The sequence below is a fragment of the Pseudomonas sp. 18.1.10 genome (assembly GCF_024655625.1).
GTDB lineage: Bacteria > Pseudomonadota > Gammaproteobacteria > Pseudomonadales > Pseudomonadaceae > Aquipseudomonas.
The window spans coordinates 1-24,058 of record NZ_JANLGL010000064.1; the positions used below are offsets into that span (position 1 = coordinate 1).

Annotated in this window: 18 protein-coding genes and 2 pseudogenes; 16 read left to right on the plus strand and 4 right to left on the minus strand. The window is 61.3% G+C overall.

All coding sequences use genetic code 11. From position 1 onward, the window contains the following. Positions 1 to 73: 73 nt before the first annotated feature. Positions 74 to 1,105, minus strand: a complete 1,032-nt coding sequence (rsgA, locus tag NUV89_RS13395) for a small ribosomal subunit biogenesis GTPase RsgA (protein ID WP_017734951.1) — start codon at positions 1,103 to 1,105, stop codon at positions 74 to 76. A gap of 109 nt (positions 1,106 to 1,214) precedes the next feature. On the opposite strand from rsgA, the gene orn reads away from it, so the two are divergent. Both orn and NUV89_RS13405 read left to right on the plus strand, forming a co-directional pair. Further along, positions 1,215 to 1,757, plus strand: a complete 543-nt coding sequence (orn, locus tag NUV89_RS13400) for an oligoribonuclease (RefSeq protein WP_257781693.1) — start codon at positions 1,215 to 1,217, stop codon at positions 1,755 to 1,757. Between the two features lie 193 nt (positions 1,758 to 1,950). Further along, positions 1,951 to 2,565 carry a trimeric intracellular cation channel family protein gene (locus NUV89_RS13405; protein ID WP_017734952.1) on the plus strand — a complete coding sequence of 205 codons (615 nt, stop codon included), beginning with the start codon at positions 1,951 to 1,953 and terminating at the stop codon, positions 2,563 to 2,565. Here NUV89_RS13405 and queG read toward each other — a convergent pair. Further along, positions 2,562 to 3,626: a tRNA epoxyqueuosine(34) reductase QueG gene (gene queG / locus NUV89_RS13410; protein WP_257781694.1), complete on the minus strand. Its 1,065-nt coding sequence runs from the start codon at positions 3,624 to 3,626 to the stop codon at positions 2,562 to 2,564. The two genes, NUV89_RS13405 and queG, sit on opposite strands and share 4 nt — an antisense overlap. Positions 3,627 to 3,689: 63 nt before the next feature. Here queG and NUV89_RS13415 point away from each other — a divergent pair, with 63 nt between their 5' ends. The 13 genes and pseudogenes from NUV89_RS13415 to NUV89_RS29950 all read left to right on the plus strand — a co-directional run. Further along, positions 3,690 to 4,550, plus strand: coding sequence for an NAD(P)H-hydrate dehydratase (locus NUV89_RS13415; protein WP_257781695.1), 861 nt, complete (start codon positions 3,690 to 3,692; stop codon positions 4,548 to 4,550). Beyond that, positions 4,538 to 5,008, plus strand: a complete 471-nt coding sequence (tsaE, locus tag NUV89_RS13420) for a tRNA (adenosine(37)-N6)-threonylcarbamoyltransferase complex ATPase subunit type 1 TsaE (protein ID WP_257781696.1) — start codon at positions 4,538 to 4,540, stop codon at positions 5,006 to 5,008. Before NUV89_RS13415 ends, tsaE begins: the two co-directional genes overlap by 13 nt. Positions 5,009 to 5,023: 15 nt before the next feature. Beyond that, positions 5,024 to 6,445, plus strand: a complete 1,422-nt coding sequence (locus NUV89_RS13425; protein WP_257781697.1) for an N-acetylmuramoyl-L-alanine amidase — start codon at positions 5,024 to 5,026, stop codon at positions 6,443 to 6,445. Continuing rightward, the gene (mutL, locus tag NUV89_RS13430; RefSeq protein WP_374684496.1) at positions 6,445 to 8,361 is read left to right on the plus strand and encodes a DNA mismatch repair endonuclease MutL; all 1,917 of its coding nucleotides are present in this window, start codon (positions 6,445 to 6,447) and stop codon (positions 8,359 to 8,361) included. Before NUV89_RS13425 ends, mutL begins: the two co-directional genes overlap by 1 nt. Then, positions 8,361 to 9,332, plus strand: a complete 972-nt coding sequence (gene miaA / locus NUV89_RS13435; RefSeq protein WP_257781698.1) for a tRNA (adenosine(37)-N6)-dimethylallyltransferase MiaA — start codon at positions 8,361 to 8,363, stop codon at positions 9,330 to 9,332. The genes mutL and miaA overlap by 1 nt, the downstream gene beginning before the upstream one ends. Positions 9,333 to 9,426: 94 nt before the next feature. Beyond that, positions 9,427 to 9,687, plus strand: coding sequence for an RNA chaperone Hfq (gene hfq, locus NUV89_RS13440; protein ID WP_016976904.1), 261 nt, complete (start codon positions 9,427 to 9,429; stop codon positions 9,685 to 9,687). Between the two features lie 12 nt (positions 9,688 to 9,699). Further along, complete coding sequence (gene hflX, locus NUV89_RS13445; protein ID WP_017734959.1) at positions 9,700 to 11,001, plus strand: ribosome rescue GTPase HflX; 1,302 nt, start codon at positions 9,700 to 9,702, stop codon at positions 10,999 to 11,001. Positions 11,002 to 11,097: 96 nt separating this feature from the next. Next, the gene (gene hflK / locus NUV89_RS13450) at positions 11,098 to 12,273 is read left to right on the plus strand and encodes an FtsH protease activity modulator HflK (protein ID WP_017734960.1); all 1,176 of its coding nucleotides are present in this window, start codon (positions 11,098 to 11,100) and stop codon (positions 12,271 to 12,273) included. Further along, on the plus strand, positions 12,273 to 13,139 hold the full coding sequence (hflC, locus tag NUV89_RS13455) for a protease modulator HflC (protein ID WP_192300275.1): 867 nt from the start codon (positions 12,273 to 12,275) through the stop codon (positions 13,137 to 13,139). Before hflK ends, hflC begins: the two co-directional genes overlap by 1 nt. A gap of 293 nt (positions 13,140 to 13,432) precedes the next feature. Continuing rightward, positions 13,433 to 14,620: an ATP phosphoribosyltransferase regulatory subunit gene (locus NUV89_RS13460; protein ID WP_257781699.1), complete on the plus strand. Its 1,188-nt coding sequence runs from the start codon at positions 13,433 to 13,435 to the stop codon at positions 14,618 to 14,620. Positions 14,621 to 14,674: 54 nt separating this feature from the next. Then, positions 14,675 to 15,964 (plus strand): adenylosuccinate synthase, encoded by a 1,290-nt coding sequence (locus tag NUV89_RS13465; RefSeq protein WP_124525554.1) that lies wholly within the window; start codon positions 14,675 to 14,677, stop codon positions 15,962 to 15,964. 1,114 nt (positions 15,965 to 17,078) lie between these two features. Continuing rightward, positions 17,079 to 17,132, plus strand: a pseudogene (locus tag NUV89_RS29945) (hypothetical protein); the annotation flags it as partial. 390 nt (positions 17,133 to 17,522) lie between these two features. Beyond that, positions 17,523 to 18,038: pseudogene (locus tag NUV89_RS29950) on the plus strand (methyl-accepting chemotaxis protein); the annotation flags it as partial. Between the two features lie 93 nt (positions 18,039 to 18,131). Here NUV89_RS29950 and NUV89_RS13475 read toward each other — a convergent pair. Then, on the minus strand, positions 18,132 to 19,697 hold the full coding sequence (locus NUV89_RS13475; protein WP_257781700.1) for an iron ABC transporter permease: 1,566 nt from the start codon (positions 19,695 to 19,697) through the stop codon (positions 18,132 to 18,134). Then, positions 19,697 to 20,710 (minus strand): extracellular solute-binding protein, encoded by a 1,014-nt coding sequence (locus NUV89_RS13480; RefSeq protein ID WP_257781701.1) that lies wholly within the window; start codon positions 20,708 to 20,710, stop codon positions 19,697 to 19,699. The genes NUV89_RS13475 and NUV89_RS13480 overlap by 1 nt, the downstream gene beginning before the upstream one ends. 211 nt (positions 20,711 to 20,921) lie before the next feature. On the opposite strand from NUV89_RS13480, the gene NUV89_RS13485 reads away from it, so the two are divergent. Further along, positions 20,922 to 24,002 carry a TonB-dependent receptor domain-containing protein gene (locus NUV89_RS13485; RefSeq protein WP_257781702.1) on the plus strand — a complete coding sequence of 1,027 codons (3,081 nt, stop codon included), beginning with the start codon at positions 20,922 to 20,924 and terminating at the stop codon, positions 24,000 to 24,002. The last annotated feature ends 56 nt before the right edge of the window (positions 24,003 to 24,058 follow it).

The window sequence follows — 24,058 nt, forward strand, 5'->3', positions numbered from 1 at the left end:
ACTGCGCAGCAGTCCCCAGCTTTTTCAGGGGCGCTGCGCACCCCAGCGGGAGCAAGCTCCCTCGCCACAAGGGTCAGTAACTGCTTTCAGGAAGACTCGCAATAATCGACCGATAGCTATTCATCCGCTGCTGCTGCACGCGGCCATCTTCCAGGGCCTTGAGCAACGCACAACCCGGCTCGCGGTCGTGTTTGCAGTCGCGGAAGCGGCAGGTGCCGATCAAGTCGTTGAACTCGATAAAGCCCGCTTCCACATCGCTGCGGCTGACGTGGCCCAGGCCGAATTCACGGATACCCGGGGAGTCGATCAGCTCGCCGCCGCCCGGGAAGTGGAACAAGCGCGCCGTGGTGGTGGTGTGGGTGCCCTGGCCGGACAGTTCCGACAGCGGGCCCACACGGGTGTCGACTTCCGGCAGCAGGCTGTTGACCAGCGAGGATTTACCCACGCCGGACTGGCCGACAAACACGCTGATACGCCCGTCCAACTGCTGTTGCAGCTGTTCCATGCCATTGCCGTGATGGGCCGAAACCTCCAGCACCGGGTAACCCAGGGTGCGGTACACCGCCAGCAGCGCATTCAGCGCCGGGGCGTTCTGTTCGTCGATCAGGTCGAATTTGTTCAGCAGCAACAGCGGGCGGATGCCGGCGTGCTCGGCCGCTACCAGGTAGCGGTCGATCAGGTTGGCATGGGGCTCGGGCAGCGGCGCGAACACGATCACGATCATGTCGACGTTGGCCGCGACTGGCTTGAGCTGGCCACGGCTGTCGGGGCGACGCAGTTCGGTGGTGCGCGGCAGTTGGGCGACGATCACGCCGATGCCCTGGTTGCCGGCACGCCAGACCACCTTGTCGCCGGTGACCAGCGCCGGCAGGTTGGCGCGCAAGTGGCAACGGAACACTTGGCCCGCGAGTTCGCCTTCCAGCGCCTCGACTTCGACCTGCACACCAAAGTGCGCGATCACCAGGCCCGTTTGCTCGGGGCCCAGGTCGCCGCCCTCAAGCGCTTCCACGGCGGAGGATTCACGTTTGGCGGCGCGAGCGGCGCGTTCACCTTGAATCTTTTCGATGCGCCAGTTTTGGCGACGATTGAGCTGGCGTTTGGCCATTGGTGTTCCGTGTCGATAATGCAAAGGAATAGGTAAAACGGTCGCGAGTCTAGCATGCCGCTGCCTGCTAAACTGCGCAGCTACGCCAAGGTGCCAAGAGAATCAAGCCATGCAAAACCCACAGAACCTGATTTGGATCGATCTGGAAATGACCGGTCTGAACCCCGACAGCGACGTCATCATCGAGATGGCGACCATTGTCACCGACAGCAACCTCAACACCTTGGCCGAAGGTCCGGTGATCGCCATCCACCACAGCGACGCCGTGCTCGCCACCATGGATGAGTGGAACACCCGCACCCACGGCAACTCCGGCCTGACCCAGCGCGTGCGCGACAGCCGTATCAGCATGGCCGAAGCCGAAGCCGAGACCATTGCCTTCCTGGAAAAATGGGTGCCGAAGGGCAAGTCGCCGATCTGCGGCAACAGCATCTGCCAGGATCGCCGCTTCCTTTATACCCACATGAAGGGGCTGGAAAGCTACTTCCACTACCGCAACCTGGATGTGTCCACCTTGAAAGAGCTGGCCGCGCGTTGGGCGCCGGAAGTCAAAGACAGCTTCCATAAAGGCAGCACGCACCTGGCGCTGGATGATATTCGCGAGTCGATTGCCGAGTTGCAGCATTACCGCAAGCATTTCATCAAGGCTTGAATCAGCGGCGCCCGGGCTGGCGCCTTCGCGAGCAAGCCCGCTCCCACATTGTTCCGCGCTCGTCATGACAACTCGGTCAAGTGTGGGAGCGGGCTTGCTCGCGAAGGGCGCGCCACGGTCTTTCGCCAAGCGCCCCCTTTTGGTGCCATCACCAAATGATTAGACTGCGCGCCTCTTTGCAAGGATCGCCACCATGCTGCTCATGCTCTACCTTATCGCCATCACCGCCGAAGCCATGACCGGCGCCCTGTCCGCCGGGCGGCGTGGCATGGACTGGTTTGGCGTGGTGCTGATCGCCTGCGTGACGGCGCTGGGTGGCGGATCGGTGCGTGACGTGCTGCTGGGGCACTACCCGCTGACCTGGGTCAAGCACCCGGAATACCTGGTGCTGACTTCGGTCGCGGCGCTGTTGACGATCTTTATCGCGCCGCTGATGCGCCGTCTGCGTTCGCTGTTTTTGGCGCTGGACGCCGTGGGCCTGGTGGCCTTCACCTTGATTGGCTGCATGACCGCCCTGGAAATGGGCCACGGCATGCTGGTGGCATCGGTCAGCGGCGTGATTACCGGCGTGTTTGGCGGCATCCTGCGGGATATCTTCTGCAACGACATCCCGCTGATCTTCCGCCGTGAGCTGTACGCCAGCGTGTCGTTCCTTGCCGCCTGGTTCTACCTGCTGTGCCTCTACCTTGAGCTGCCCAGCGAGCAATCGATCTTGCTGACCCTATTCAGCGGCTTTCTCTTACGCCTGCTGGCGATCCGTTTTCACTGGGAAATGCCCAAGTTCGTCTACAACGACGACGTGCACTAGCGCGTCGCGTGCTGGTTCAGCGCCCATTCCACATGTTCGCGCACCAGCTCCGACGGATACTCCCGCCGCGCCTTCAAGGCTTCCAGCACCGGAATGCTCGACGGCGCATTGCCCAGGCCCACCGCCAGGTTGCGCAGCCAGCGCTCATAACCGGCGCGGCGCAGGGGCGAGCCTTCGGTGCTGCTGAGGAACTTGTCCTCGTCCCACATAAACAGTTCGGCCAGCTCGGCGTTGTCCAGGTTGTGGCGCGGCTTGAAATCGCTTTCGGTGGTGGCGCGGGCGAAACGATTCCACGGGCAGACGATCTGACAATCATCGCAGCCGAACACGCGGTTGCCGATCAGTGGGCGCAGGTCTTCCGGGATCGCGCTCTTGAGCTCGATGGTCAGGTAGGAGATGCAGCGCCGCGCGTCCAGCACATAGGGGCCGACGAAGGCGTTGGTGGGGCAGATGTCCAGGCACGCCGTGCAGCGCCCGCAATGTTCGGTGCTGTGGGGCGCGTCCACCGGCAAGGGTAAATCGACAAACAGCTCGCTGAGGAAGAAATAACTGCCGGCCTTGCGATTGAGTACCAAGGTGTTCTTGCCGATCCAGCCCAGGCCGGCCTGTTCGGCGATGGCTTTTTCCAGCACCGGCGCGCTGTCGACAAAGGCGCGAAAGCCGAACGGGCCGATGTGCGCCTGGATGCGGTCGGCCAGTTGCTGCACGCGCTTGCGGATCAGCTTGTGGTAGTCGCGGCCGAGGGCGTAGCGGGAGATATAGGCTTTTTCCGGTTTGGCCAGCAACTGGGCCATCTGGGTGTCGCCGGGCAGGTAGTCCATGCGCAGCGAGACCACGCGCAACGTGCCCGGCACCAGTTCGTCCGGGTGGGAGCGCTTGCTGCCGTGGGCGCCCATGTAGTCCATTTCGCCGTGGTAGCCGGCATCGAGCCAGCGTTGCAGGTGCTGCTCATGCTCGGCAAGGTCCAGGCCGCTGATGCCGACTTGTTGAAAGCCCAGCTCGCGGCCCCAGTCTTTGATCGATTGGGCGAGGGCGGGCAGATCGGAGGTAATAGCAGGCATGAGACACGGGAAACCACAGGTTAGATGCGTATAATTCTGCCAGACATCGGAGCTTGAAGACGCATGCCGCAGACAAAACACCCAATTACCGACGTTCAGCCCCTGTTGCCTGGCGATTTGCCGCAACTGGCTGTGCGTTCCCCGGATGCCCATAAAGGCCAGTTCGGCCACCTGCTGGTGATCGGCGGGGACCGTGGCCTGGGCGGCGCAGCGCTGCTGGGTGCCGAAAGCGCCTTGCGCAGTGGCGCCGGCCTGGTCTCCCTGGCGACGCGCCCGGAGCACGTGCCTGCCGCATTGGTGCGCTTGCCGGAAGTCATGACCGTGGGCGTGAGTTCGGCCAACCAACTGATGGGCCTGCTGGAAAAAATCTCGGTCATCGTCATTGGCCCTGGCCTGGGCGATGCCGCTTGGGGCAAAAGCCTGTTGTCGGTCGCCGCCAACGCGCGCCAGCCACAAGTCTGGGACGCCGACGCCCTGAATCAGCTGGCTACAGGCGGCGTCAGCCTGCCGGCCAACTCGGTGATTACCCCGCATCCGGGGGAAGCCGCGCGCTTGTTGGGTATTTCGACAGCCGAGGTTCAGGCTGATCGCCTTAAGGTGGCGCGCGCGTTGAGTCAGACATTCAATGCAGTGGCTATTCTCAAGGGGGCTGGCAGTTTGATTGCCAGCCCGGATGGACGTGTTTCGCGCTGTGACCAAGGCCATCCGGCGATGGCCACGGCCGGGCTCGGTGATGTGCTGGCCGGTCTGGTCGGGGCGTTGCTGGCCCAGGGCATGCCCGCCTATGAGGCAAGTTGCCTGGCCGTTTGGCTGCACGCCACGGCGGGAGATCGCCAGGGCAGTTTTGGTCGCGGGCTGGCGGCCAGCGACCTGATACCCGCCATTCGTCAATTGCTGGAGGAGCAGTCACCGTGTCTGAAGTAGTTCTTTTCCTTGCCGATGAAGACGCGATGGTCGCGTTCGGTCAGCGAATCGCCCAGGTGACGGCCGGCGCGGGGCTGATCTTTCTCGAAGGTGACCTGGGGGCGGGCAAGACCACGTTGTCCCGGGGGATCATTCGCGGCTTGGGCCATACGGGCGCGGTAAAAAGCCCGACGTTCACCTTGGTAGAGCCCTACGAGATTGGTGCCATCCGCGCCTTTCACTTCGACCTCTACCGCCTGGTGGACCCCGAAGAGCTGGAGTACATGGGCATCCGCGATTATTTCGATGAGGATGCGTTGTGCCTGATCGAGTGGCCAGATAAAGGCACGGGCTTTTTGCCAAAGCCGGACCTGACCATTACCATTACGCCGCATGAGACAGGACGTCAGCTGAAGTTGTTGCCCCAGAGCGTGCGCGGCCAGTCGTGGTGCGCCGCTTTGGCATTGGAATTCAAATAATTGGTGGGGTTAGGTATGCGCTTTCGCGCGTTGGTTGCTGTCGTAGGGGTGTTGCTTGCGGCAATGACTGTCAATGCTCTGGCTGCTTCGCAGGTGAAAAGTGTGCGCCTGTGGCGAGCGCCGGATAACACGCGACTGGTGTTCGACCTGTCTGGCCCGGTCCAGCACAGTGTCTTTACCCTGACGGCGCCTGATCGCCTGGTGATCGACATCAACGGTGCGACCCTGGCCGCGCCGCTGAAAGTCTCCACCGCCAACACCCCGATTACCGCCATGCGCTCGGCCCAGCGTACGCCGACCGATCTGCGGGTGGTCATCGACCTGAAAAAGACCGTCACGCCGAAAAGCTTTGTGCTGGCGCCGAATGCCCAGTACGGCAACCGCCTGGTGGTCGATCTGTTCGACAACGCGGCCGACGCCAACCCGCCGCCAGCACCACCGCCGAGTGTCGCGACGGTGCCTGCGGTGCCGGTCAACCCGACACAGCCGCAGGTCAAGCTGCCGCCGCTGCCACCGGCTCCGACGGGCAAGCGCGACATTATCGTGGTGATCGACGCCGGCCACGGCGGCGAAGACCCCGGTGCCTCCGGCTCGCGCGGCCAGCATGAAAAAGACGTGGTGCTGGCCATCGCCCGCGAACTGCAGCGCCAGGTCAACGGCATGAAGGGCTACCGCGCCGAGCTGACCCGTACCGGCGACTACTTCATCCCGCTGCGCGGGCGTACCGAAATCGCCCGCAAGAAGGGCGCCGACCTGTTCGTCTCGATCCATGCCGACGCCGCACCGTCCACCGCCGCGTTTGGCGCTTCGGTATTTGCCCTGTCTGACCGTGGCGCTACCTCGGAGACTGCCCGTTGGCTGGCCGACAGCGAAAACCGTTCCGACCTGATCGGCGGGGCCGGCAACGTGTCCCTTGATGACAAGGACAAGATGCTCGCTGGCGTGCTGCTCGACCTGTCGATGACCGCCTCGCTGACTTCCAGCCTGAACGTCGGCCAGAAAGTCCTGAGCAACATCGGCCGGGTCACATCGCTGCACAAACAGCGCGTGGAGCAGGCTGGGTTCATGGTGCTGAAGTCGCCGGATATCCCATCGATCCTGGTGGAAACCGGGTTTATCTCCAACGCCAACGAAGCCTCGAAGCTGGCCAGCGCCAGCCACCAGCAGGCCTTGGCGCGTTCGATCAGCGCGGGTATTCGCCAGTTCTTCCAGCAGAACCCGCCGCCGGGCACGTATATCGCCTGGCTGCGCGACTCCGGGAAAATCGCCCAGGGCCCGCGTGACCACCGCGTGCAGCCCGGCGACACCCTGGCCATGCTGGCCGTGCGTTTCCAGGTCTCGGCCGCGACGTTGCGCAGCGCCAACAGCCTGAAGACCGATGAATTGAAAGTCGGCCAGGTGTTGACCATCCCCGGCACCGAATTGGCAGCACAGTAATGAGTGAATCAGTCTTGAACAACGGCTCGCGTATCGAGCTGCTCAGCCCGCGCCTGGCCAACCAGATTGCCGCCGGTGAGGTGGTTGAGCGCCCGGCGTCGGTGATCAAGGAGTTGCTGGAAAACAGCATCGACTCCGGCGCCAAGCGCATCGACGTGGACGTGGAACAGGGCGGCGTCAAGCTGCTGCGGGTGCGCGATGACGGCAGCGGCATCTCTTCCGATGACCTGCCGCTGGCCCTGGCCCGTCACGCCACCAGCAAGATCCGCGACCTCGAAGACCTGGAGCGGGTGATGAGCCTGGGCTTTCGGGGTGAGGCATTGGCGTCCATCAGTTCCGTGGCGCGCCTGACCCTGACCTCGCGCACCCGCAGTGCCGAACAGGCCTGGCAGGTGGAAACCGAAGGCCGCGACATGGCCCCCCGGGTTCAGCCGGCGGCGCATCCGGTAGGCACTTCGGTGGAAGTGCGTGACCTGTTCTTCAACACCCCGGCGCGGCGCAAATTCCTCAAGGCCGAAAAAACCGAATTCGATCACCTGCAAGAAGTCATCAAGCGCCTGGCCCTGGCGCGTTTCGATGTGGCGTTTCATTTGCGCCACAACGGCAAGACCATCCTCAGCCTGCACGAAGCCCACGACGAAGCCGCGCGTGCGCGCCGGGTGTCGGCGATTTGTGGCGCGGGCTTCCTGGAGCAGGCGCTGCCGATTGAAATCGAACGCAACGGCTTGCGCCTGTGGGGCTGGGTTGGCTTGCCGACGTTCTCCCGCAGCCAGGCGGACTTGCAGTACTTCTTCGTGAACGGCCGCGCGGTGCGCGACAAGCTGGTGGCCCACGCGGTGCGCCAGGCCTATCGCGACGTGCTGTTCAACGGGCGGCACCCGACGTTTGTGCTGTTCTTCGAGGTCGACCCTTCGGTGGTGGACGTCAACGTGCACCCGACCAAGCACGAAGTGCGCTTCCGCGATGGGCGCATGGTGCACGACTTTCTCTATGGCACGTTGCACCGCACCTTGGGCGATGTGCGCCCGGACGATCATCTGGCTGCGCCGATCGTCACGGCCGTGGTGCGCCCGAGCGGCCCGGAGGCGGGTGAGTTTGGCCCCCAGGGCGAAATGAGCCTGGCCGGCAACCTGCTGCAATCGACGGCGCCGCAGCCATCGTTCGCCGCGCCAGGTTCTGGCGCGGGTGCGGGCTATCAATATCAATACACGCCGCGTCCGCAATCGGCCGTGCCGGTGGCTGAAGCGCAGGCAGCGTATCGCGAGTTTTTCGCGCCGCTGCCGGGCGCCGAGCCGGGTGCTGCAGTGGCCTTGCCGGAAGGTGGCGGTGATATTCCGCCGCTGGGTTACGCGCTGGCGCAGCTCAAGGGCATCTATATCCTGGCGGAAAACGCCCACGGCCTGGTGCTGGTGGATATGCACGCCGCCCACGAGCGGATCATGTACGAACGCCTCAAGATCGCCATGGCCAGCGAAGGTCTCAGCGGCCAGCCGTTGCTGGTGCCGGAATCCCTGGCGGTCAGCCAGCGCGAAGCCGATTGCGCCGAAGAGCATGCCGCTGTGTTCCAGAAGCTCGGCTTTGAGCTGCAACGCCTGGGCCCGGAAACCCTGGCCATCCGCCAGATCCCGGCGCTGCTCAAGCAGGCCGAAGCCAACCGCCTGGTCGCCGACGTGCTCGCCGACCTGATGGAATACGGCACCAGCGACCGCGTGCAGGCGCATATCAACGAACTGCTCGGCACCATGGCCTGCCACGGCGCCATCCGCGCCAACCGCCGCCTGGCACTGCCGGAAATGAACGGGCTGCTGCGCGACATGGAAAACACCGAGCGCAGCGGGCAATGCAACCATGGCCGACCGACCTGGACCCAAATGGGCCTGGACGATCTGGACAAACTGTTCTTGCGCGGCCGCTGATGAGTGCCTTGCCCCCCGCGATTTTCCTGATGGGCCCCACGGCCGCCGGCAAGACCGACCTGGCCATCGAACTGACCAAAGTGCTGCCGTGCGAGTTGATTAGCGTCGACTCTGCCCTGGTTTACCGGGACATGGACATCGGCACGGCCAAGCCGTCCAAAGAGTTGCTGGCCCAGTATCCGCACAAGCTGATCGACATCATCGACCCGGCCGAGAGCTATTCGGCGGCGGACTTCCGCACCGACGCCTTGGCCGCCATGGCCGAGATCACCGCGCGCGGCAATATTCCGCTGCTGGTGGGCGGTACGATGCTCTATTACAAGGCTTTGCAGGAAGGCCTGGCGGATATGCCGGCGGCCGACCCCCAGGTGCGCGCCGAGCTTGAGGAAGAGGCTGCGCGCCTTGGCTGGCAAGCCTTGCACGACCAATTGGCAGCCATTGACCCGGTATCCGCCGCGCGCATTCACCCCAATGACCCGCAGCGCCTCAGCCGCGCGTTGGAAGTCTGGCGTGTAAGTGGCCAGACCATGACTGAACATCGGCTGAAACAAACTGCGCAAAGTGCCGACGCAGGCGCATCTGGACGGTCACAATTGCCCTATACTGTGGCGAATCTGGCCATTGCCCCGGCGAATCGCCAGGTGCTGCATGACCGTATTGCACAAAGATTCACAATTATGTTGGAACAGGGGTTCGTGGACGAGGTCGTAGCACTGCGTTCCAGAGGTGACCTGCATCTAGGGTTGCCTTCGATACGTGCTGTAGGCTACCGCCAAGTCTGGGATCATCTGGATGGCAAGCTGACGTCAGCCGAAATGCAGGAGCGCGGCATCATTGCCACGCGCCAATTGGCGAAGCGCCAGTTCACCTGGCTGCGCAGCTGGAGCGATTTGCACTGGCTGGACAGCCTGGACAGCGACAATCTGTCACGCGCCTTGAAATACTTGGGAACGGTCTCCATATTGAGCTGAGTCCTTGCAATTGCCGTCTATCCTTGGGGGTGTGACGGCCTTGAGCTATCTATTTTCCGATTTTTTATTATTGATCCTTAAAGGAGTGCGGCACATGTCAAAAGGGCATTCGCTACAAGACCCTTACTTGAATACTTTACGTAAAGAGAAAGTGGGGGTTTCCATCTACCTGGTCAACGGTATCAAGCTGCAAGGCACGATCGAGTCGTTCGACCAGTTCGTGATCCTGCTGAAAAACACCGTCAGCCAGATGGTCTACAAGCACGCTATCTCGACAGTCGTTCCAGTGCGTCCAATCCGTCTGCCAAGCGCAGCGGGTGATGAAGCAGCTGACGCTGAGCCAGGTAACGCCTGATAGGAGTCTCCTTTGTTCTTTGAGCGCCACGGTGGTGGTGAGCGGGTAATCCTCGTTCACTTGGATGGACAGGACCCTGAGGCGCGCGAAGATCCGCAGGAGTTTCAGGAGTTGGCGAATTCGGCCGGCGCCGAGACCGTTGCGTTTTTTAACGTACCGCGTCATCGGCCAACCGCCAAATTCCTGATTGGCAGCGGCAAGGTCGAGGAACTGCGCGACCTGGTCCACGCCGAAGAAGCCGATCTGGTGATCTTCAATCACGTCCTCACGCCCAGTCAGGAACGTAACCTCGAACGTGTGTTCGAGTGTCGCGTGATCGACCGTACCGGTCTGATTCTCGATATTTTCGCCCAACGCGCCCGTACCCATGAAGGCAAGCTCCAGGTCGAACTGGCCCAGCTTGACCACATGAGCACGCGGCTGGTTCGCGGCTGGACTCACCTTGAGCGTCAGGGTGGCGGTATCGGCATGCGTGGCCCGGGTGAAACCCAGCTGGAAACCGACCGGCGCCTGCTGCGGGTGCGCCTGCGCCAGATCAAGGGCCGCCTCGAAAAAGTGCGCAGCCAACGCGAGCAATCGCGCCGTGGCCGTTCCCGCGCGGATATCCCTACCGTGTCCCTGGTGGGTTATACCAACGCCGGCAAGTCCACGCTGTTCAATAACGTGACCAAATCCGACGTCTATGCGGCCGACCAGTTGTTCGCCACGCTCGACCCGACCCTGCGCCGTCTGGATCTGGACGACCTGGGGCCGATTGTCCTGGCCGACACCGTGGGTTTCATTCGTCACTTGCCCCACAAGCTGGTCGAGGCATTTCGGTCTACGCTCGAAGAGTCGAGCAATTCCGACCTGTTGTTGCACGTGATCGATGCGGCCGAACCGGATCGCATGTTGCAGATCGAGCAGGTGATGCTGGTGCTGGGCGAGATTGGTGCCCAGGACTTGCCGATCCTCGAGGTCTATAACAAACTCGATTTGCTTGAAGGCGTTGAGCCACAAATCCAGCGCGATGAGAACGGCAAGCCCCAGCGGGTCTGGCTGTCGGCGCGTGATGGCAGTGGCCTGGAGCTGCTTGAACAAGCCATTGCCGAGTTGCTTGGCAGTGATTTGTTCGTCGGCACCTTGCGCTTGCCCCAGCGTTTTGCTCGACTGCGTGCACAGTTCTTCGAGCTGGGCGCAGTACAGAAAGAAGAATACGACGAAGAAGGTGTCAGCTTGCTGGCCGTTCGATTGCCGCGCACGGAGCTTAATCGGCTGGTCAGTCGTGAAGGCGTTGTACCGACAGAGTTCATCGAACAACACACTTTGCAATAAAAGCCTCCGAAAGCGGTTGTGCCGCAGTAGCAGGCATTCTGTAGCATTGGTCGGCGCGCCGTGGGTGCGTCTTTGCTTTATCAGATGGAGAGCGCTATGGCTTGGAATGAGCCGGGTGGCAACTCGAATAATCAGGATCCTTGGGGTGGTAAACGCCGCAATAATGGCGACCGCAAGGGGCCACCAGATCTCGACGAGGCCTTCCGAAAGCTGCAGGAAAGCCTGAATGGGTTGTTCGGTGGTGGAAAAAAACGTGGTGGTGACGACGGCGGTCGCACAAGCAAGGGCGGCGGCTACGGCCTGCTGGGCCTGGGTCTTGTCGTGCTGGCGTCCGTCTGGCTGTACAGCGCCGTTTACGTCGTGGACGAGCAGGAGCAAGCCGTGGTGCTGCGCTTCGGCAAGTACTACGAGACTGTCGGCCCGGGCCTGAACATCTACTTCCCGCCGATCGACAAGAAGTACATGGAAAACGTCACGCGTGAGCGTGCCTACACCAAGCAGGGCCAGATGCTGACCGAAGACGAGAACATCGTCGAAGTGCCACTGACCGTGCAGTACAAGATCAGCAACCTGCAAGACTTCGTGCTGAACGTCGATCAGCCTGAAGTCAGCCTGCAGCACGCGACCGAAAGCGCCCTGCGCCATGTGGTGGGTTCCACCGCCATGGACCAGGTGCTGACCGAAGGTCGTGAACTGATGGCCAGCGAAATCAAGGAACGCCTGCAGCGTTTCCTCGATACCTATCGCACCGGTATCACCGTGACCCAGGTAAACGTACAGAGCGCAGCGGCACCGCGTGAAGTGCAGGAAGCCTTCGATGACGTGATCCGCGCCCGTGAAGACGAGCAGCGTTCGCGCAACCAGGCTGAAACCTACGCCAACGGCGTCGTGCCGGAAGCCCGTGGTCAGGCCCAGCGTATCCTTGAGGATGCCAACGGTTACCGCGACGAAGTGGTCTCCCGCGCCAAGGGTGAGGCAGATCGCTTTACCAAGCTGGTCGCCGAGTACCGCAAGGCACCGGAAGTTACCCGTGAGCGTCTGTACCTGGACACCATGCAGGAAGTCTTCAGCAACACCAGCAAGGTTCTCGTGACCGGCAACAAGGGTGGGCAGAACAACCTGCTGTACCTGCCGCTGGACAAGATGATCGAAGGTGGTCGTAGCAGCACCAGCGCACCGGCCACCGGTTCGACAGCCGCTGCCAACGAAGCGAGCGCCCGTGCGGCCGCTGACTTGCTGCAACAGCAAACACGTAGCAGGGAGAGTCGTTGATGAGCAATAAATCGCTGACCGCCCTGATTGTGGGCGTCGTCGTGGTCATCGCGGCCTGGAACTGCTTCTACATCGTGTCTCAGACCGAGCGCGCGGTGATGCTGCAATTCGGTCGCGTGGTCCAGGCGGATGTCCAGCCGGGCCTGCATGTGAAAGTCCCCTTCGTCAACCAGGTGCGCAAGTTCGATGCGCGTCTGATGACCCTGGATGCACCGACGCAGCGCTTCCTGACCCTGGAAAAGAAAGCCGTGATGGTTGACGCCTACGCCAAGTGGCGCGTCAAGGATGCCGAGCGTTTCTACACCGCAACCTCGGGTATCAAGCAACTCGCCGATGATCGTTTGTCGCGTCGTCTGGAGTCGGGCCTGCGTGACCAGTTTGGTAAGCGCACCCTGCACGAGGTGGTGTCCGGTGAACGTGACGCACTGATGGCTGACATCACGCGTTCGTTGAACGCGATGGCGGAAAAAGAGCTGGGCATCGAAGTGGTTGATGTCCGGGTCAAGGCCATTGATCTGCCGAAGGAAGTGAACCGCAGCGTCTTTGAGCGTATGAGCACCGAGCGTGAGCGTGAAGCTCGTGAGCACCGCGCCAAGGGTAACGAGCTGGCCGAGGGTATCCGTGCGGATGCCGACCGTCAGCGTCGTGTACTGCTGGCAGAAGCCTATCGCGAGTCCGAAGTGGCCCGTGGTGATGGTGATGCCCAGGCCGCAGCGATCTACGCCAAGGCCTACGGCCAGGACCAGGAGTTCTACGCGTTCTACCGTAGCCTGCGTGCCTACCGTGAAAGCTTCGCGAACAAAACCGACGTCATGGTGCTGGACCCAAGTAGCGATTTCTTCCGCTACCTGGAAAAAGCCAAGTAATCAGCTCGTCACTGTGTAGGACGCACTCCGTCGGGCGGCTAAAACGCCTGGCGGGGTGATCCTTTCAGAAAACGGGTGTATGATGCGGCAGCCGGGAAATTCCCGGCTTTTTTGCGTCTGCATGTTTGATTCGGCAGACGTGACAGGTTTTTCGAGGAAAGTGCCTGACGAGGCCGATTACAGGCCGTTCGTCACGTCGCTCTTGCGCGTGGTTTATGCAGGGGGCGGGTATTTTCTGCTTCACTCAAGGCTCGGCCGAGGGCTGGCCGCCCGGATCAAAGGGGATTGGCGTAATGGCAACGGTAGACCGCTGGCTGCTGCCAGATGGCATCGAAGAAGTACTGCCACCAGAAGCTGCGCGCATTGAAGTAGCGCGTCGCCAGGTGTTGGATCTGTTCCAGAGCTGGGGTTACGAGTTTGTCGTGACCCCCCATATCGAGTACCTGGAATCCCTGCTGACCGGCGCGGGCCAGGACCTGGATCTGCGCACCTTCAAGGTCATCGACCCGCAATCGGGCCGGCAAATGGGTTTCCGTGCCGACATCACGCCGCAAGTGGCGCGCATCGATGCGCACACCCTGCGTCGCGAAGGCCCGAGCCGCTTGTGCTACGCCGGCAGCGTGCTGCATGCACAGCCGCGTGCATTGTCGTCTTCCCGTAGCCCGATCCAGTTGGGCGCCGAGTTGTACGGTGATGCGAGCCCGAGCAGCGACGTTGAAGTGATCAGCTTGATGCTGGCCATGCTGCAACTGGCGGACGTGCCGGATGTCCACATGGACCTGGGCCACGTTGGTATCTACCGTGGCCTGGCGCGTGCGGCCGGCTTGTCCGGTGAAGTGGAACAACAGCTGTTCGATGCCCTGCAACGCAAGGCCATCGATGAAGTGATCGCCTTGACCGAAGGCGTGCCAGCGGACTTGGCTGAGATGCTGCGTGCACTGGTCAACCTGTGCGGCGGTCGTGAAGTGCTGGTGGCGGCGCGCGAGCGTCTGGCCAAGGCGCCGGCGCCGGTACTGGCTGCGCTGGACGACCTGCTGGCGATTGCCGAGCGGTTGTCGGCACGCTTCCCGCAGCTGCCGCTGTACTTTGACCTGGGTGAGTTGCGCGGCTACCACTACCACACCGGTGTGGTGTTCGCGGTGTTTGTACCGGGCGTTGGCCAAGCCATCGCCCAAGGCGGTCGTTATGACGACATCGGCGCCGACTTCGGTCGCGCCCGTCCGGCGACTGGCTTCTCTACCGATTTGAAAACCCTGGTGACCCTGGGGCGTGCTGAGGTCGAGCTACCGTCTGGTGGCATCTGGATGCCCGACAGTACGGACGCAGCACTCTGGCAGCAGGTTTGCCAGTTGCGCAGTGAGGGTCAGCGTGTCGTCCAGGCTTTGCCTGGGCAGCCATTGGCCGCCGCCCGTGAAGCGGACTGCGACCGGCAATTGATTCAGCAGAACGGGCTTTGGCAAGTATCGCCACTGGCTTCTTGAGTTTTCCTGCCGGCCATCGCCGGCACCAAGTTTGCGCGAATGAGGACAAGTGTTATGGGTAAGAATGTCGTAGTCCTGGGCACCCAATGGGGTGATGAGGGCAAAGGCAAGATCGTTGATCTGCTGACCGAACATGCTGCCGCCGTAGTGCGCTACCAAGGTGGCCACAACGCTGGCCACACCCTGGTCATCGATGGCGAAAAAACCGTCTTGCACCTGATCCCGTCGGGCGTGCTGCGCGAAGGCGTGCAGTGCCTGATCGGCAACGGCGTGGTGGTTGCACCTGACGCCCTGCTGCGCGAGATCATCAAGCTGGAAGAGAAAGGCGTACCGGTGCGCGAGCGCCTGCGTATCAGCCCGTCCTGCCCGCTGATCCTGTCCTTCCACGTTGCGCTGGACCAGGCCCGTGAAAAGGCCCGTGGCGAGCTGAAGATCGGTACTACCGGTCGCGGCATCGGCCCGGCGTACGAAGACAAGGTTGCACGTCGTGGCCTGCGTGTGGGCGACCTGCTCAACATGCCGCGCTTTGAAGACAAGCTGCGTGAACTGGTGGATTACCACAACTTCATGCTGGTCGGTTACTACAAAGAGCCAGCCATCGAATTCGACAAGACCCTGGCCGAGTGCAAGGAATACGCCGAGCTGCTCAAGCCGTTGATGCTGGACGTGACCGCTGAGCTGCACGACCTGCGTCGCGCTGGCAAAGACATCATGTTCGAAGGCGCCCAAGGCTCCCTGCTGGACATCGACCACGGTACCTACCCGTACGTGACCAGCTCCAACACCACCGCTGGCGGCGTTGCCACCGGTTCCGGCGTTGGCCCGATGTTCCTGGACTACATCCTCGGCATCACCAAGGCCTACACTACCCGTGTAGGTTCGGGTCCGTTCCCGACTGAACTGTTCGACGAAGTCGGCGCGCACCTGGCCAAGCAAGGCCACGAGTTCGGCGCAACCACCGGCCGTGCCCGTCGTTGCGGCTGGTTCGACGCCGTTATCCTGCGTCGCGCTATCGACGTGAACAGCATCTCGGGCATCTGCCTGACCAAGCTGGACGTACTCGACGGCCTGGAAACCATCAATATCTGCGTCGGCTACAAAGACGCCAACGGTAATGATGTGGCGCCGACCGACGCCGACAGCTACGTAGGCCTGCAGCCTGTGTACGAAGAAGTGCCGGGCTGGACCGAATCGACCGTGGGCGCCAAGACCCTGGAAGAACTGCCGGCTAACGCCCGTGCCTACATCAAGCGTGTTGAAGCGCTGATCGGCGCACCGATCGACATTATTTCGACGGGCCCGGACCGCAACGAGACCATCGTTCTGCGTCACCCGTTCGCGTAATAAGCTGTTGATGTAAAAAGCAAAGGGCTCCTTCGGGAGCCCTTTGTCGTTTCTGCCGCCTGGGCGGCACGACCTTTGCTTCGGTTGTCTCTTTCGCGGTGCTATCAATTTAATGGCACCCGTGGTGGAGGGATTCCCGATGTCTGCCGTTCTCTCATTGTTACAAAGCCGTCTGTTGCGGCCGGTGTTCGTTACCCTAGGTATCGCCCTTTTGGTGCAAGTGCTGGTGGCCGTCGCTCTGACGCGGAGCACCGTGACCGCGCTGGAAGCCGATTTGAGCAATCGCCTGGGCATCGACAGCCAGAAACTGTCTGGCGAATTGGCCCAGGCGGGCAAGGAGGTCACGTCCAGCCTCGACAGCTTGTCCACCAGTACGCGCCAGCGTCTGACCGCAGGGCTGTCGACGCGCCTGCAGGAAGAGCAGAAGCAGCTGCGTGCGACCCTGGAAAAAGACCTGAAAGACTCCGCCAATGACATGGCCCAACTGCTGGCCTCGGTGGCGCCGCGCGCCATGTGGGACAGCGATGTGCCGACGTTGTCGGAATTCGCCCGGCGTGCCCAGCGTAATCCCAACGTGTTGTTTGTGGTCTACGACGACGCAGCGGGTGAGCACCTGACCCGCTACCTGAACCGGGAAAACCCGATCAACAAGGCCCTGCTGGAAAAAGGCCAGGGCGACCGCGCCTTGGACAAAGTCTTGAATGCCGCCAAGAACGACCCGTCGGTGTACTACGTCGAGGCGTCGATCAGCCCCAACGGCGTGGAAATCGGCAAGGTGCTCATGGGCGTCTCGACGGCTTCGGTAGAGGCCGACCTGCAAGCGCTGGACAAGCGTTTCGCCGCCCTGATCGCCAGCGGCGACCAACTGGTGGGCGACAGCCTCAAGGGCGCCGCTGCCGACAGCGCGACCGCCATGGGCGCACGCCTGCAATCGGCGCAAGCCACCGCCACCCAGATGACCGCCAACACCACCAGCGCCGTACAAGAGGCCGCCGGCACCCTGCGCTGGCGCATCGGCATGGGCTTGGCCCTGGTTGGCTTGGGCGTATTGCTGCTGATCGCCATCGTGCTCGGCCGGCGTGTGGTCAATCGCCTGAAGCTGTTGATTGCCGCCATGGACGACCTCGCGGCGGGCGAGGGCGATCTCACCAAACGTGTGCAAATCAGCAGCAAGGACGAAATCGGCGACATGGCCTCGGCGGTCAATCGCTTTGTGGATAAGTTGCAGCCCATCGTGCGTGAGGCGGGCGATGTGGCCCAGCGCACCGGCGTCGAAATCGGCGCCATGACCCTGCGCAACGCCGGCGCCGACGCGGCCGCCGGTTTGCAGCGCGACGAGGTCGCCGAGAGCCTGCGCGCGCTGTCGCAAATGGCCGACGAGGCCCAGGCCGAAAGCCATGCGATGCAGGCGGCGTTGCAGCAGGTGGTGGATATTCGCCAGGCCACGGATGAAAACTCGCGCACCTCGACCGAAGTGGGCGAACTGATCGAAGCGCTGGCGGGGCAGGTGCAGGCCGGCTCCAAGGTCATCGAACGCCTGGCGCAGCAGAGCGAGCAGATTGAAGTGGTGCTGACGGTGATCCACGGCATCGCCGAGCAAACCAACTTGCTGGCCCTCAATGCCGCGATTGAAGCGGCACGAGCCGGCGAGACCGGGCGTGGTTTTGCGGTGGTGGCGGACGAAGTGCGTGCGCTGGCCAGCAAGACCCAGAGCTCCACCGGTGATATCCAGGCGCATATCGTCGCGTTGCAACAAGGTGCGCGGGAAGCGGTGGAAACCATCGGCAAGGCCGGGCGCCAGGCCAATGAAGGCTTGCTGGTGCTGCGTGACAGTGTGCGTTTGCAGCAGACCGTGCAGGCCTCGGTGGAGCAGGTGCATGCGGCGATTGGGCTGGCGACGCGTGCTGCTGAGCATCAGGCCCAGGGCGCGCATGCAGTGCGTGGGCGGGTCGAGGTGATCCATGCCCAGGCCGAGCGTGCGGCGCAGGCGGTGGTGGAGACGACCGCCAGTGGCAAGGTGTTGGATGGGTTGGCGGCGCAGTTGAAGGCCAGCTTGGGGCAGTTTCGGGCTTAGTGTTGCCTGTGCTGACGCATTCGCGAGCAAGCCCGCTCCCACATTTGGAATGCATTTCAAAATGTGGGAGCTGGCTTGCCTGCGATAGCGGTCTCAGCGGCTCAGATACATCCGAGTCGTGAGCAAATACACCGGCAACCCCGACACCAAAATCAACAACGCCGCATACGGCGCCGCCGCCGCAAACTCCACATTCGAGGTATGCGCCCACACCGCCGTCGCCAGGGTATTCAACCCTGTCGGACTCAGCAGCAAGGTCGCCGTCAATTCCTTCATCGCATCCAGAAACACCAACGCAAACGCCGCCCCCAACGCCGGAAAGATGATCGGCAAGGTCACCCGGCAAAACGCGCTGAACGACGACGCGCCCAGCGTGCGCGCCGCCTCTTCCAATTGCGGTGCCGCCTTGTTCAACGCCGTACGAATCGGCGCCTGGGCCAAGGGCAAAAACAGCAGTGCATACGCAATCAGCAACAGCGCCGAGGTCTGGTACAACGCCGGCACGTAATGCAGCGCGAAATACACCAGGGTCAACGCAATCACCAGGCCGGGCAGGGCGTGCAGCAGGTACGGCAAGCGCTCGGCCCAGATCGCCAGTTGGCCTTTGTAACGCACCACCAGCAACCCGACCGGCACCGCCAGCACCAGGCACAACGCCGCGCCGCCGAGGGACAGCGCCAGGGAGGACAGCAGCGCCTCACTGATCGCCGCCACCGGAAACGCTGCCGACGAACCGACCGCCAGCCAATAGCCAAGCATCCCCAGCGGAATGCCACTGCCGATGATCGCCAGCGCCAGGCAATAGACTTGCCCCAGCGGCGCCCACTTGCCCAGGCGCACCTGTTCCGCATGCCGCGCCGCGCCCTGGCCGATACGCACGTGGCGGCCCTTGCCGCGCACGCGCAACTCCAGCCACAGCAGGGTCAGGCACATCACCAGCAATACCGCCGAGAGCATCGCCGCATTGGCGTTGCTGAATTCCAGTTCGAATTGCTGGTAGATCGCGGTGGTGAAGGTCTGCAAGCCGATGATCGACAACGCGCCGAATTCCACCAGCATATGCAGCGCGATCAGCAGCGCGCCGGCCAGCAGCGACGGCCACAGCAAGGGCAGGGTGACGCGCCAGAACACGCCCCAGCGATTCAGTCCCAGGGTGCGCGCGGACTCCTCCAGGGACGGATCAAGGTTGCGCAGCGTCGCCGCCACCGGCAGGAACACCAGCGGGTACTTCGACAGGCTCATCACCAGGATCGCGCCGCCGAGCCCTTCGAAGCTGGCGCTCAGCGACACCCAGGTAAAGCTGCTGACAAACGCCGGTACCGCAAACGGCAGGCACAGGATCACGCCCCAGATGCGTCGCCCCGGCAGGTTGCTGCGCTCCAGCAACCACGCCAGCGACAGCCCGACCACGCCACACGTCAGCGTCACGCCCACCATCAGCGCCAGGGTGTTGCGCAGCAGGCCAAACACATACGGCCGCCACAACAGATGCACGGCCTCGGCCCAGCCCGCTTGCCAAGCCTTGAGCCCGACATACGCCAGCGGCAGCAGGCTCAGGCCGACCAGGAACAACACGGGCATCAGCAGCCAGATCGACGGCCGTTTGCGCCGTGGGCTGAAACCCCCGCGCAGGGCGGGGGCGGGGAGCGATGGGTTCATCAGTTCAAGCCAACGTCACGTTCCAGGTCCAGGGCTTCTTCGGCGTTGCCGAGGTCCGCGGGGGTGACTTTCGGCGGTTGCAGCTCGCTAAATGGCTTGAGGCCACGGCTGGATTCCATGCCCTTGCGCAGCGGGTATTCGGCCGAGGTGTTGGTGATTACGCGTTGGCCCTCTTCACTGGCCATGAACGCCAGCAGTTGCTGGGCTTCCTTGGGGTGCTTGCTGGATTTGAGCGCCGCCGCCGACGACACGGTAATCAGGCCGCCGACGTCGCCATCGGTGAAGTAATGCAGTTGCGAATCCAGGTGGGTTTTTTCCTTTTTCAGGGCAAACCAGTAGTAGTTGTTCACCAGTACAGTGGCCACTTCGCCGTTCTCCACGGCTTTGAGGGCGACCATATTGTTGCTGTACACCTTGCCAAAGGCGCGCAGGCCAGTCAGCCATTCTTCGGCGGCGTCGCGCCCGTGCAGCTTGATGATCGCCACGGCCTGTTCCTGGAACGCGCCGCTGGTGGGCACGAAGCCGACCTTGCCTTGCCACTCGGGGCCGGCGAAATCCAGCACTGACTTGGGCAGGTCTTTTTCGGCGATCAGTTTCGGGTTGAAGGCCACGACGCGGGTGCGCGCGGTGACGCCCATCCAGTCGCCATTGGCGCCGACGTAGTCCTTGGGCAATACGTCGAGGGTGCTGGCGTCGATCTTGGCCAGAATGCCCTGCTCGCCGAGTTTGTTCAGCGGCGGCGATTCTTCGGTGTAGATCACATCGGCCGGGGAGCGCGCGCCTTCTTCGACGACCTGGCTGGCCAGCTGGTTGCTGCTGCCTTTGCGCACGTTGACGTGAATGCCGGTCTTGGCTTCGAAGGCCTTGGCGAGTTCATCGCCGACTTCCTTGTGCTGACCGTTGTAGAGCGTGAGGGTGACCGGGTCGGCGGCCATTGCGGTGGAGGCGCCAAGCACCAGGCTCAGCAGAGAAGCGGCCAGGCCGCGCAGCAGGGGTTTGTTGCGAATCGTCATGCGGGTACATCCTCGCTTACGGCTACATATCTGGAAACAATGATAAACGATATTGTTTCTCAGGTGCCGTTCCGGGGGAAAACCGCCGACCGCATAGGAATTACTTCGTTCTGCATACAAAGCCAAGTGAGATTCATTCGTATCTGTGAGTAGTATCACTGCGTCGCCCGAGAGGGCCTATCGCAGTGCATAACCACTACAGGTTCCCGCTATGTCCGCCTTTGGCCCACCCCCGTCCTTAAGCCGCTTGAAGCCTTTGGCTTGCTCGATTCTGATGGCGTTTTCCGCGCCGTATGTCTGCGCTGATACGCCGATCAAGATGGGTTCCAACCCCATTGAGTTGCCAGGCGGGGTTGAAGAGAAAGCCGAGCACGAACTGCAAGCCATCGAAGTCAACGGCGAGTTTGAAACCAAGGATGAGCGCGGGCAGAACAACGTGTTCGCCAAGGACGTCTCCAACGTCTACGTCGGCAAGACCGAACTGGAGCGCTACAAGGGCACCAGCGTGGCGGATGTGTTCCAGGGGCTCAACGGTGTGTACAGCGGCGATTCGCGCAACAGCGGCGCGCTGGACCCGAACATCCGGGGCATCCAGGGCGAAGGGCGTATCCCGGTTACCGTTGATGGCACCGAGCAAGCCACGGCGGTGTGGATGGGTTCGGCGGGCGTGGCCAACCGCAATTACATCGACCCGAACATGATCGGCAGCATTTCGGTGGAGAAGGGGCCGTCGCTGAACCCGGATATCAAGAGTGGCGTGGGTGGTTCGGTGGAGATCAAGACCCTCGACCTGGATGACATCCTGCGGCCGGGCGAAACCTTTGCCTTGGAGCTCAAGACTGAGACCGGGACCAATTCGGTGAAGCCGGATGAAACCGGGATGAAGACCTTCGGGCGCGACTATCGGGATATTCCGGGTGCCTACGCCGGGTATGACGGCAACTTGATGTTTACCCAAGGTGGAGGCGGGACTGAGTTCAGTCCGAACACTGGCAAACACTCCGGCAACTTCGACTTCAATGACAACTCCTTTCGGCTCGCCACCGGTACGCGCCAAGAGAATTTCGACCTGTTCGGCGCCTACAGCTATCGCAAAAAGGGCAACTATTTCAGTGGCAAGGGAGGCGCCAAGCGCTACCAGACCAGCAGTTGGCTGGATGATGCCAAGGCCGATGCCAAGGCAGCGGGGCTTCCGGGGGACACCAACGTCCAATCGTATGTGGCGAACCTGTTCTTGCCGGGGCACGAAGTCGCCAACACTTCCAGCGAAATGCGCACCACACTGCTCAAGGGCACGTTCTACCTGTCCGATGAGCAAAGCCTGAAGCTGTCCTATATGCATAACGAATCGGAATACGGTGAAAGTTCGCCGTACCTGGTCAGTTACTACGTGGGGCTTGCCAAGGCCGGTGAGAACAATATCGGCCTGCAAATGCCCTACAGCGAGCTCAAACAAGACACCTATAACCTGACCTACAACTGGAACCCGGAAAACCCGCTGATCGACCTCAAGACCGGGCTGTGGATGACCCGCAGCAATACGCGGCGCCATCAGAACGGCGATGACGTGTATGCGATTGCTGCGCGCTCATTTCAGGATCAGGACGTGGCCTGGAATAACTATGTGCAGTGCCAAGCGGGGGCAAATGCAGGTCATTGTGGGGCGACGCCGGAGAAACTGCCGAACACCAATGACCGTTACTCGATTTATGCCAAGGCGCTGCAAGTTTCCCAGCATGATCGTTGGGGGGTGAATGTCAGCAACAAGTTGCAGTTGAGTGATGAGGTGGCGTTGACACTGTCCAGTGACTTCAGTGAGGAAAAGTTAGAGCAGAAAGATGCTTCGGAAGGGCGGGCGACAACTCAATTTACGTGGGGCAATCGCTACATGGGGCCGCGCAGTGGCGAGCGTCAGCAATATAACTTTACGTTCAGTGCTGATTGGACGCCGACGTCGTGGTTGTTGTTGACGGCGGGTGCGCGATACAGCGATTACAACTCGTTTGATACGGGGCTTAAGCGGCATCGGGAAAATCAGGATGCGGGTTGGCAGGTCAACTCTGGTTATGACCGAAAGTCGTTTGAATATCAGCGGGTCATGACGGATGCGGAAAATCAGCGATATATAGATGGCGTCTACCAAGCTATCGCCGATGAAACAGTTCCAGAAGAGGAACTGCCCTTTATGCTTGCTAAGGACACTGTAAACGGGGTGCGTTATACAGCCGAAACTGTAGAAGTTCCGTTTGACGGATTTACTCTGGATCGCTCACAGAATCCATTTTTGAATGGTGCTATAAATTTGCAGGAGACGGTGAGCAATCCTCAAGGTGCTTCGGGAGACTATGCCAAATATATTGTTAGTCGTGCTAATGCCGGTGGGGGTATATACGCTGCTGATCCGACCAATAAATGGGCGCTACCAAAGAAACGAAAGGATAGCGCTTGGGCGCCCATGGCAGGGGCGACGATTTTTTTAACCGAGCATGCACGGGTCTATGCACGATACACAGAGTTTATTCGGTTCCCGTCTATCTATGAGGACACGCAAGCGGCATCGGGTTACTCGGGGGCCAATGTGTCGAATAACAGTATGCGTCCTGAGCATTCGTATAATTGGGAGGTCGGCTACGTGCATGACTTGACCGGTTATTTCAAAAACCTGCGTCATGCGGATTTCAAGATAAACTATTACGATAATACGATTCGTGATTTTGTTGATCGCGACTACTACTTCAATGTCGTGCAGTACGACAAGAAAATGTATTCGGGTATTGAATTGCAGACCCGTTTCGACAGTGGTAAGTATTTCAATAATTTTTCTGCGAGCTATCGGCTGAAGCAAAAACTATGCGACAAGGACTACGCCGCGACATTGGATCCTTATTACAATTCGGCGATCTCTTCCTGTGTGACAGCCGGCTTTCCCACGACATTCTCTCGCAGCAGCTTGCAGCCGACGTATTCATTGAATATGGACGGCGGTGTGCGGCTGTTCAATGAAAGTCTGGAGTTGGGCGCGCGCATGGTTTATCACAGCAGTGCTGTGAATAAGGATGAGGAAGACTGGATTCGTAATGGTGTGATGTACGTGGATGGTTATAATCGGCCATTTAACTGGCACCCGATCTGGGTGTTCGATGCCTACGCCAGTTATCACGTCGATAAAAATGTCGATGTCGACTTCGGCGTCAATAACTTAACCAATCGTTATTACCTCGATCCGTTGGCTCGGGTAATGATGCCGGCGCCTGGGCGCACCCTGAAACTTGGGTTGACTGCGCGATTCTGATTTTTTGCTGTTTTTAATCAAAAACAGTGGTTTTTATCATTTTAACTAGGAGGTTG

What these genes read in the sequence shown, in the direction of transcription:
- rsgA (WP_017734951.1), bottom strand. Translation starts at nt 1,105, where the DNA reads ATGGCCAAACGCCAGCTCAATCGTCGCCAAAACTGGCGCATCGAAAAG.
- orn (WP_257781693.1), top strand. Translation starts at nt 1,215, where the DNA reads ATGCAAAACCCACAGAACCTGATTTGGATCGATCTGGAAATGACCGGT.
- NUV89_RS13405 (WP_017734952.1), top strand. Translation starts at nt 1,951, where the DNA reads ATGCTGCTCATGCTCTACCTTATCGCCATCACCGCCGAAGCCATGACC.
- queG (WP_257781694.1), bottom strand. Translation starts at nt 3,626, where the DNA reads ATGCCTGCTATTACCTCCGATCTGCCCGCCCTCGCCCAATCGATCAAA.
- NUV89_RS13415 (WP_257781695.1), top strand. Translation starts at nt 3,690, where the DNA reads ATGCCGCAGACAAAACACCCAATTACCGACGTTCAGCCCCTGTTGCCT.
- NUV89_RS13425 (WP_257781697.1), top strand. Translation starts at nt 5,024, where the DNA reads ATGCGCTTTCGCGCGTTGGTTGCTGTCGTAGGGGTGTTGCTTGCGGCA.
- mutL (WP_374684496.1), top strand. Translation starts at nt 6,445, where the DNA reads ATGAGTGAATCAGTCTTGAACAACGGCTCGCGTATCGAGCTGCTCAGC.
- miaA (WP_257781698.1), top strand. Translation starts at nt 8,361, where the DNA reads ATGAGTGCCTTGCCCCCCGCGATTTTCCTGATGGGCCCCACGGCCGCC.
- hfq (WP_016976904.1), top strand. Translation starts at nt 9,427, where the DNA reads ATGTCAAAAGGGCATTCGCTACAAGACCCTTACTTGAATACTTTACGT.
- hflK (WP_017734960.1), top strand. Translation starts at nt 11,098, where the DNA reads ATGGCTTGGAATGAGCCGGGTGGCAACTCGAATAATCAGGATCCTTGG.
- hflC (WP_192300275.1), top strand. Translation starts at nt 12,273, where the DNA reads ATGAGCAATAAATCGCTGACCGCCCTGATTGTGGGCGTCGTCGTGGTC.
- NUV89_RS13460 (WP_257781699.1), top strand. Translation starts at nt 13,433, where the DNA reads ATGGCAACGGTAGACCGCTGGCTGCTGCCAGATGGCATCGAAGAAGTA.
- NUV89_RS13465 (WP_124525554.1), top strand. Translation starts at nt 14,675, where the DNA reads ATGGGTAAGAATGTCGTAGTCCTGGGCACCCAATGGGGTGATGAGGGC.
- NUV89_RS13475 (WP_257781700.1), bottom strand. Translation starts at nt 19,697, where the DNA reads ATGAACCCATCGCTCCCCGCCCCCGCCCTGCGCGGGGGTTTCAGCCCA.
- NUV89_RS13480 (WP_257781701.1), bottom strand. Translation starts at nt 20,710, where the DNA reads ATGACGATTCGCAACAAACCCCTGCTGCGCGGCCTGGCCGCTTCTCTG.
- NUV89_RS13485 (WP_257781702.1), top strand. Translation starts at nt 20,922, where the DNA reads ATGTCCGCCTTTGGCCCACCCCCGTCCTTAAGCCGCTTGAAGCCTTTG.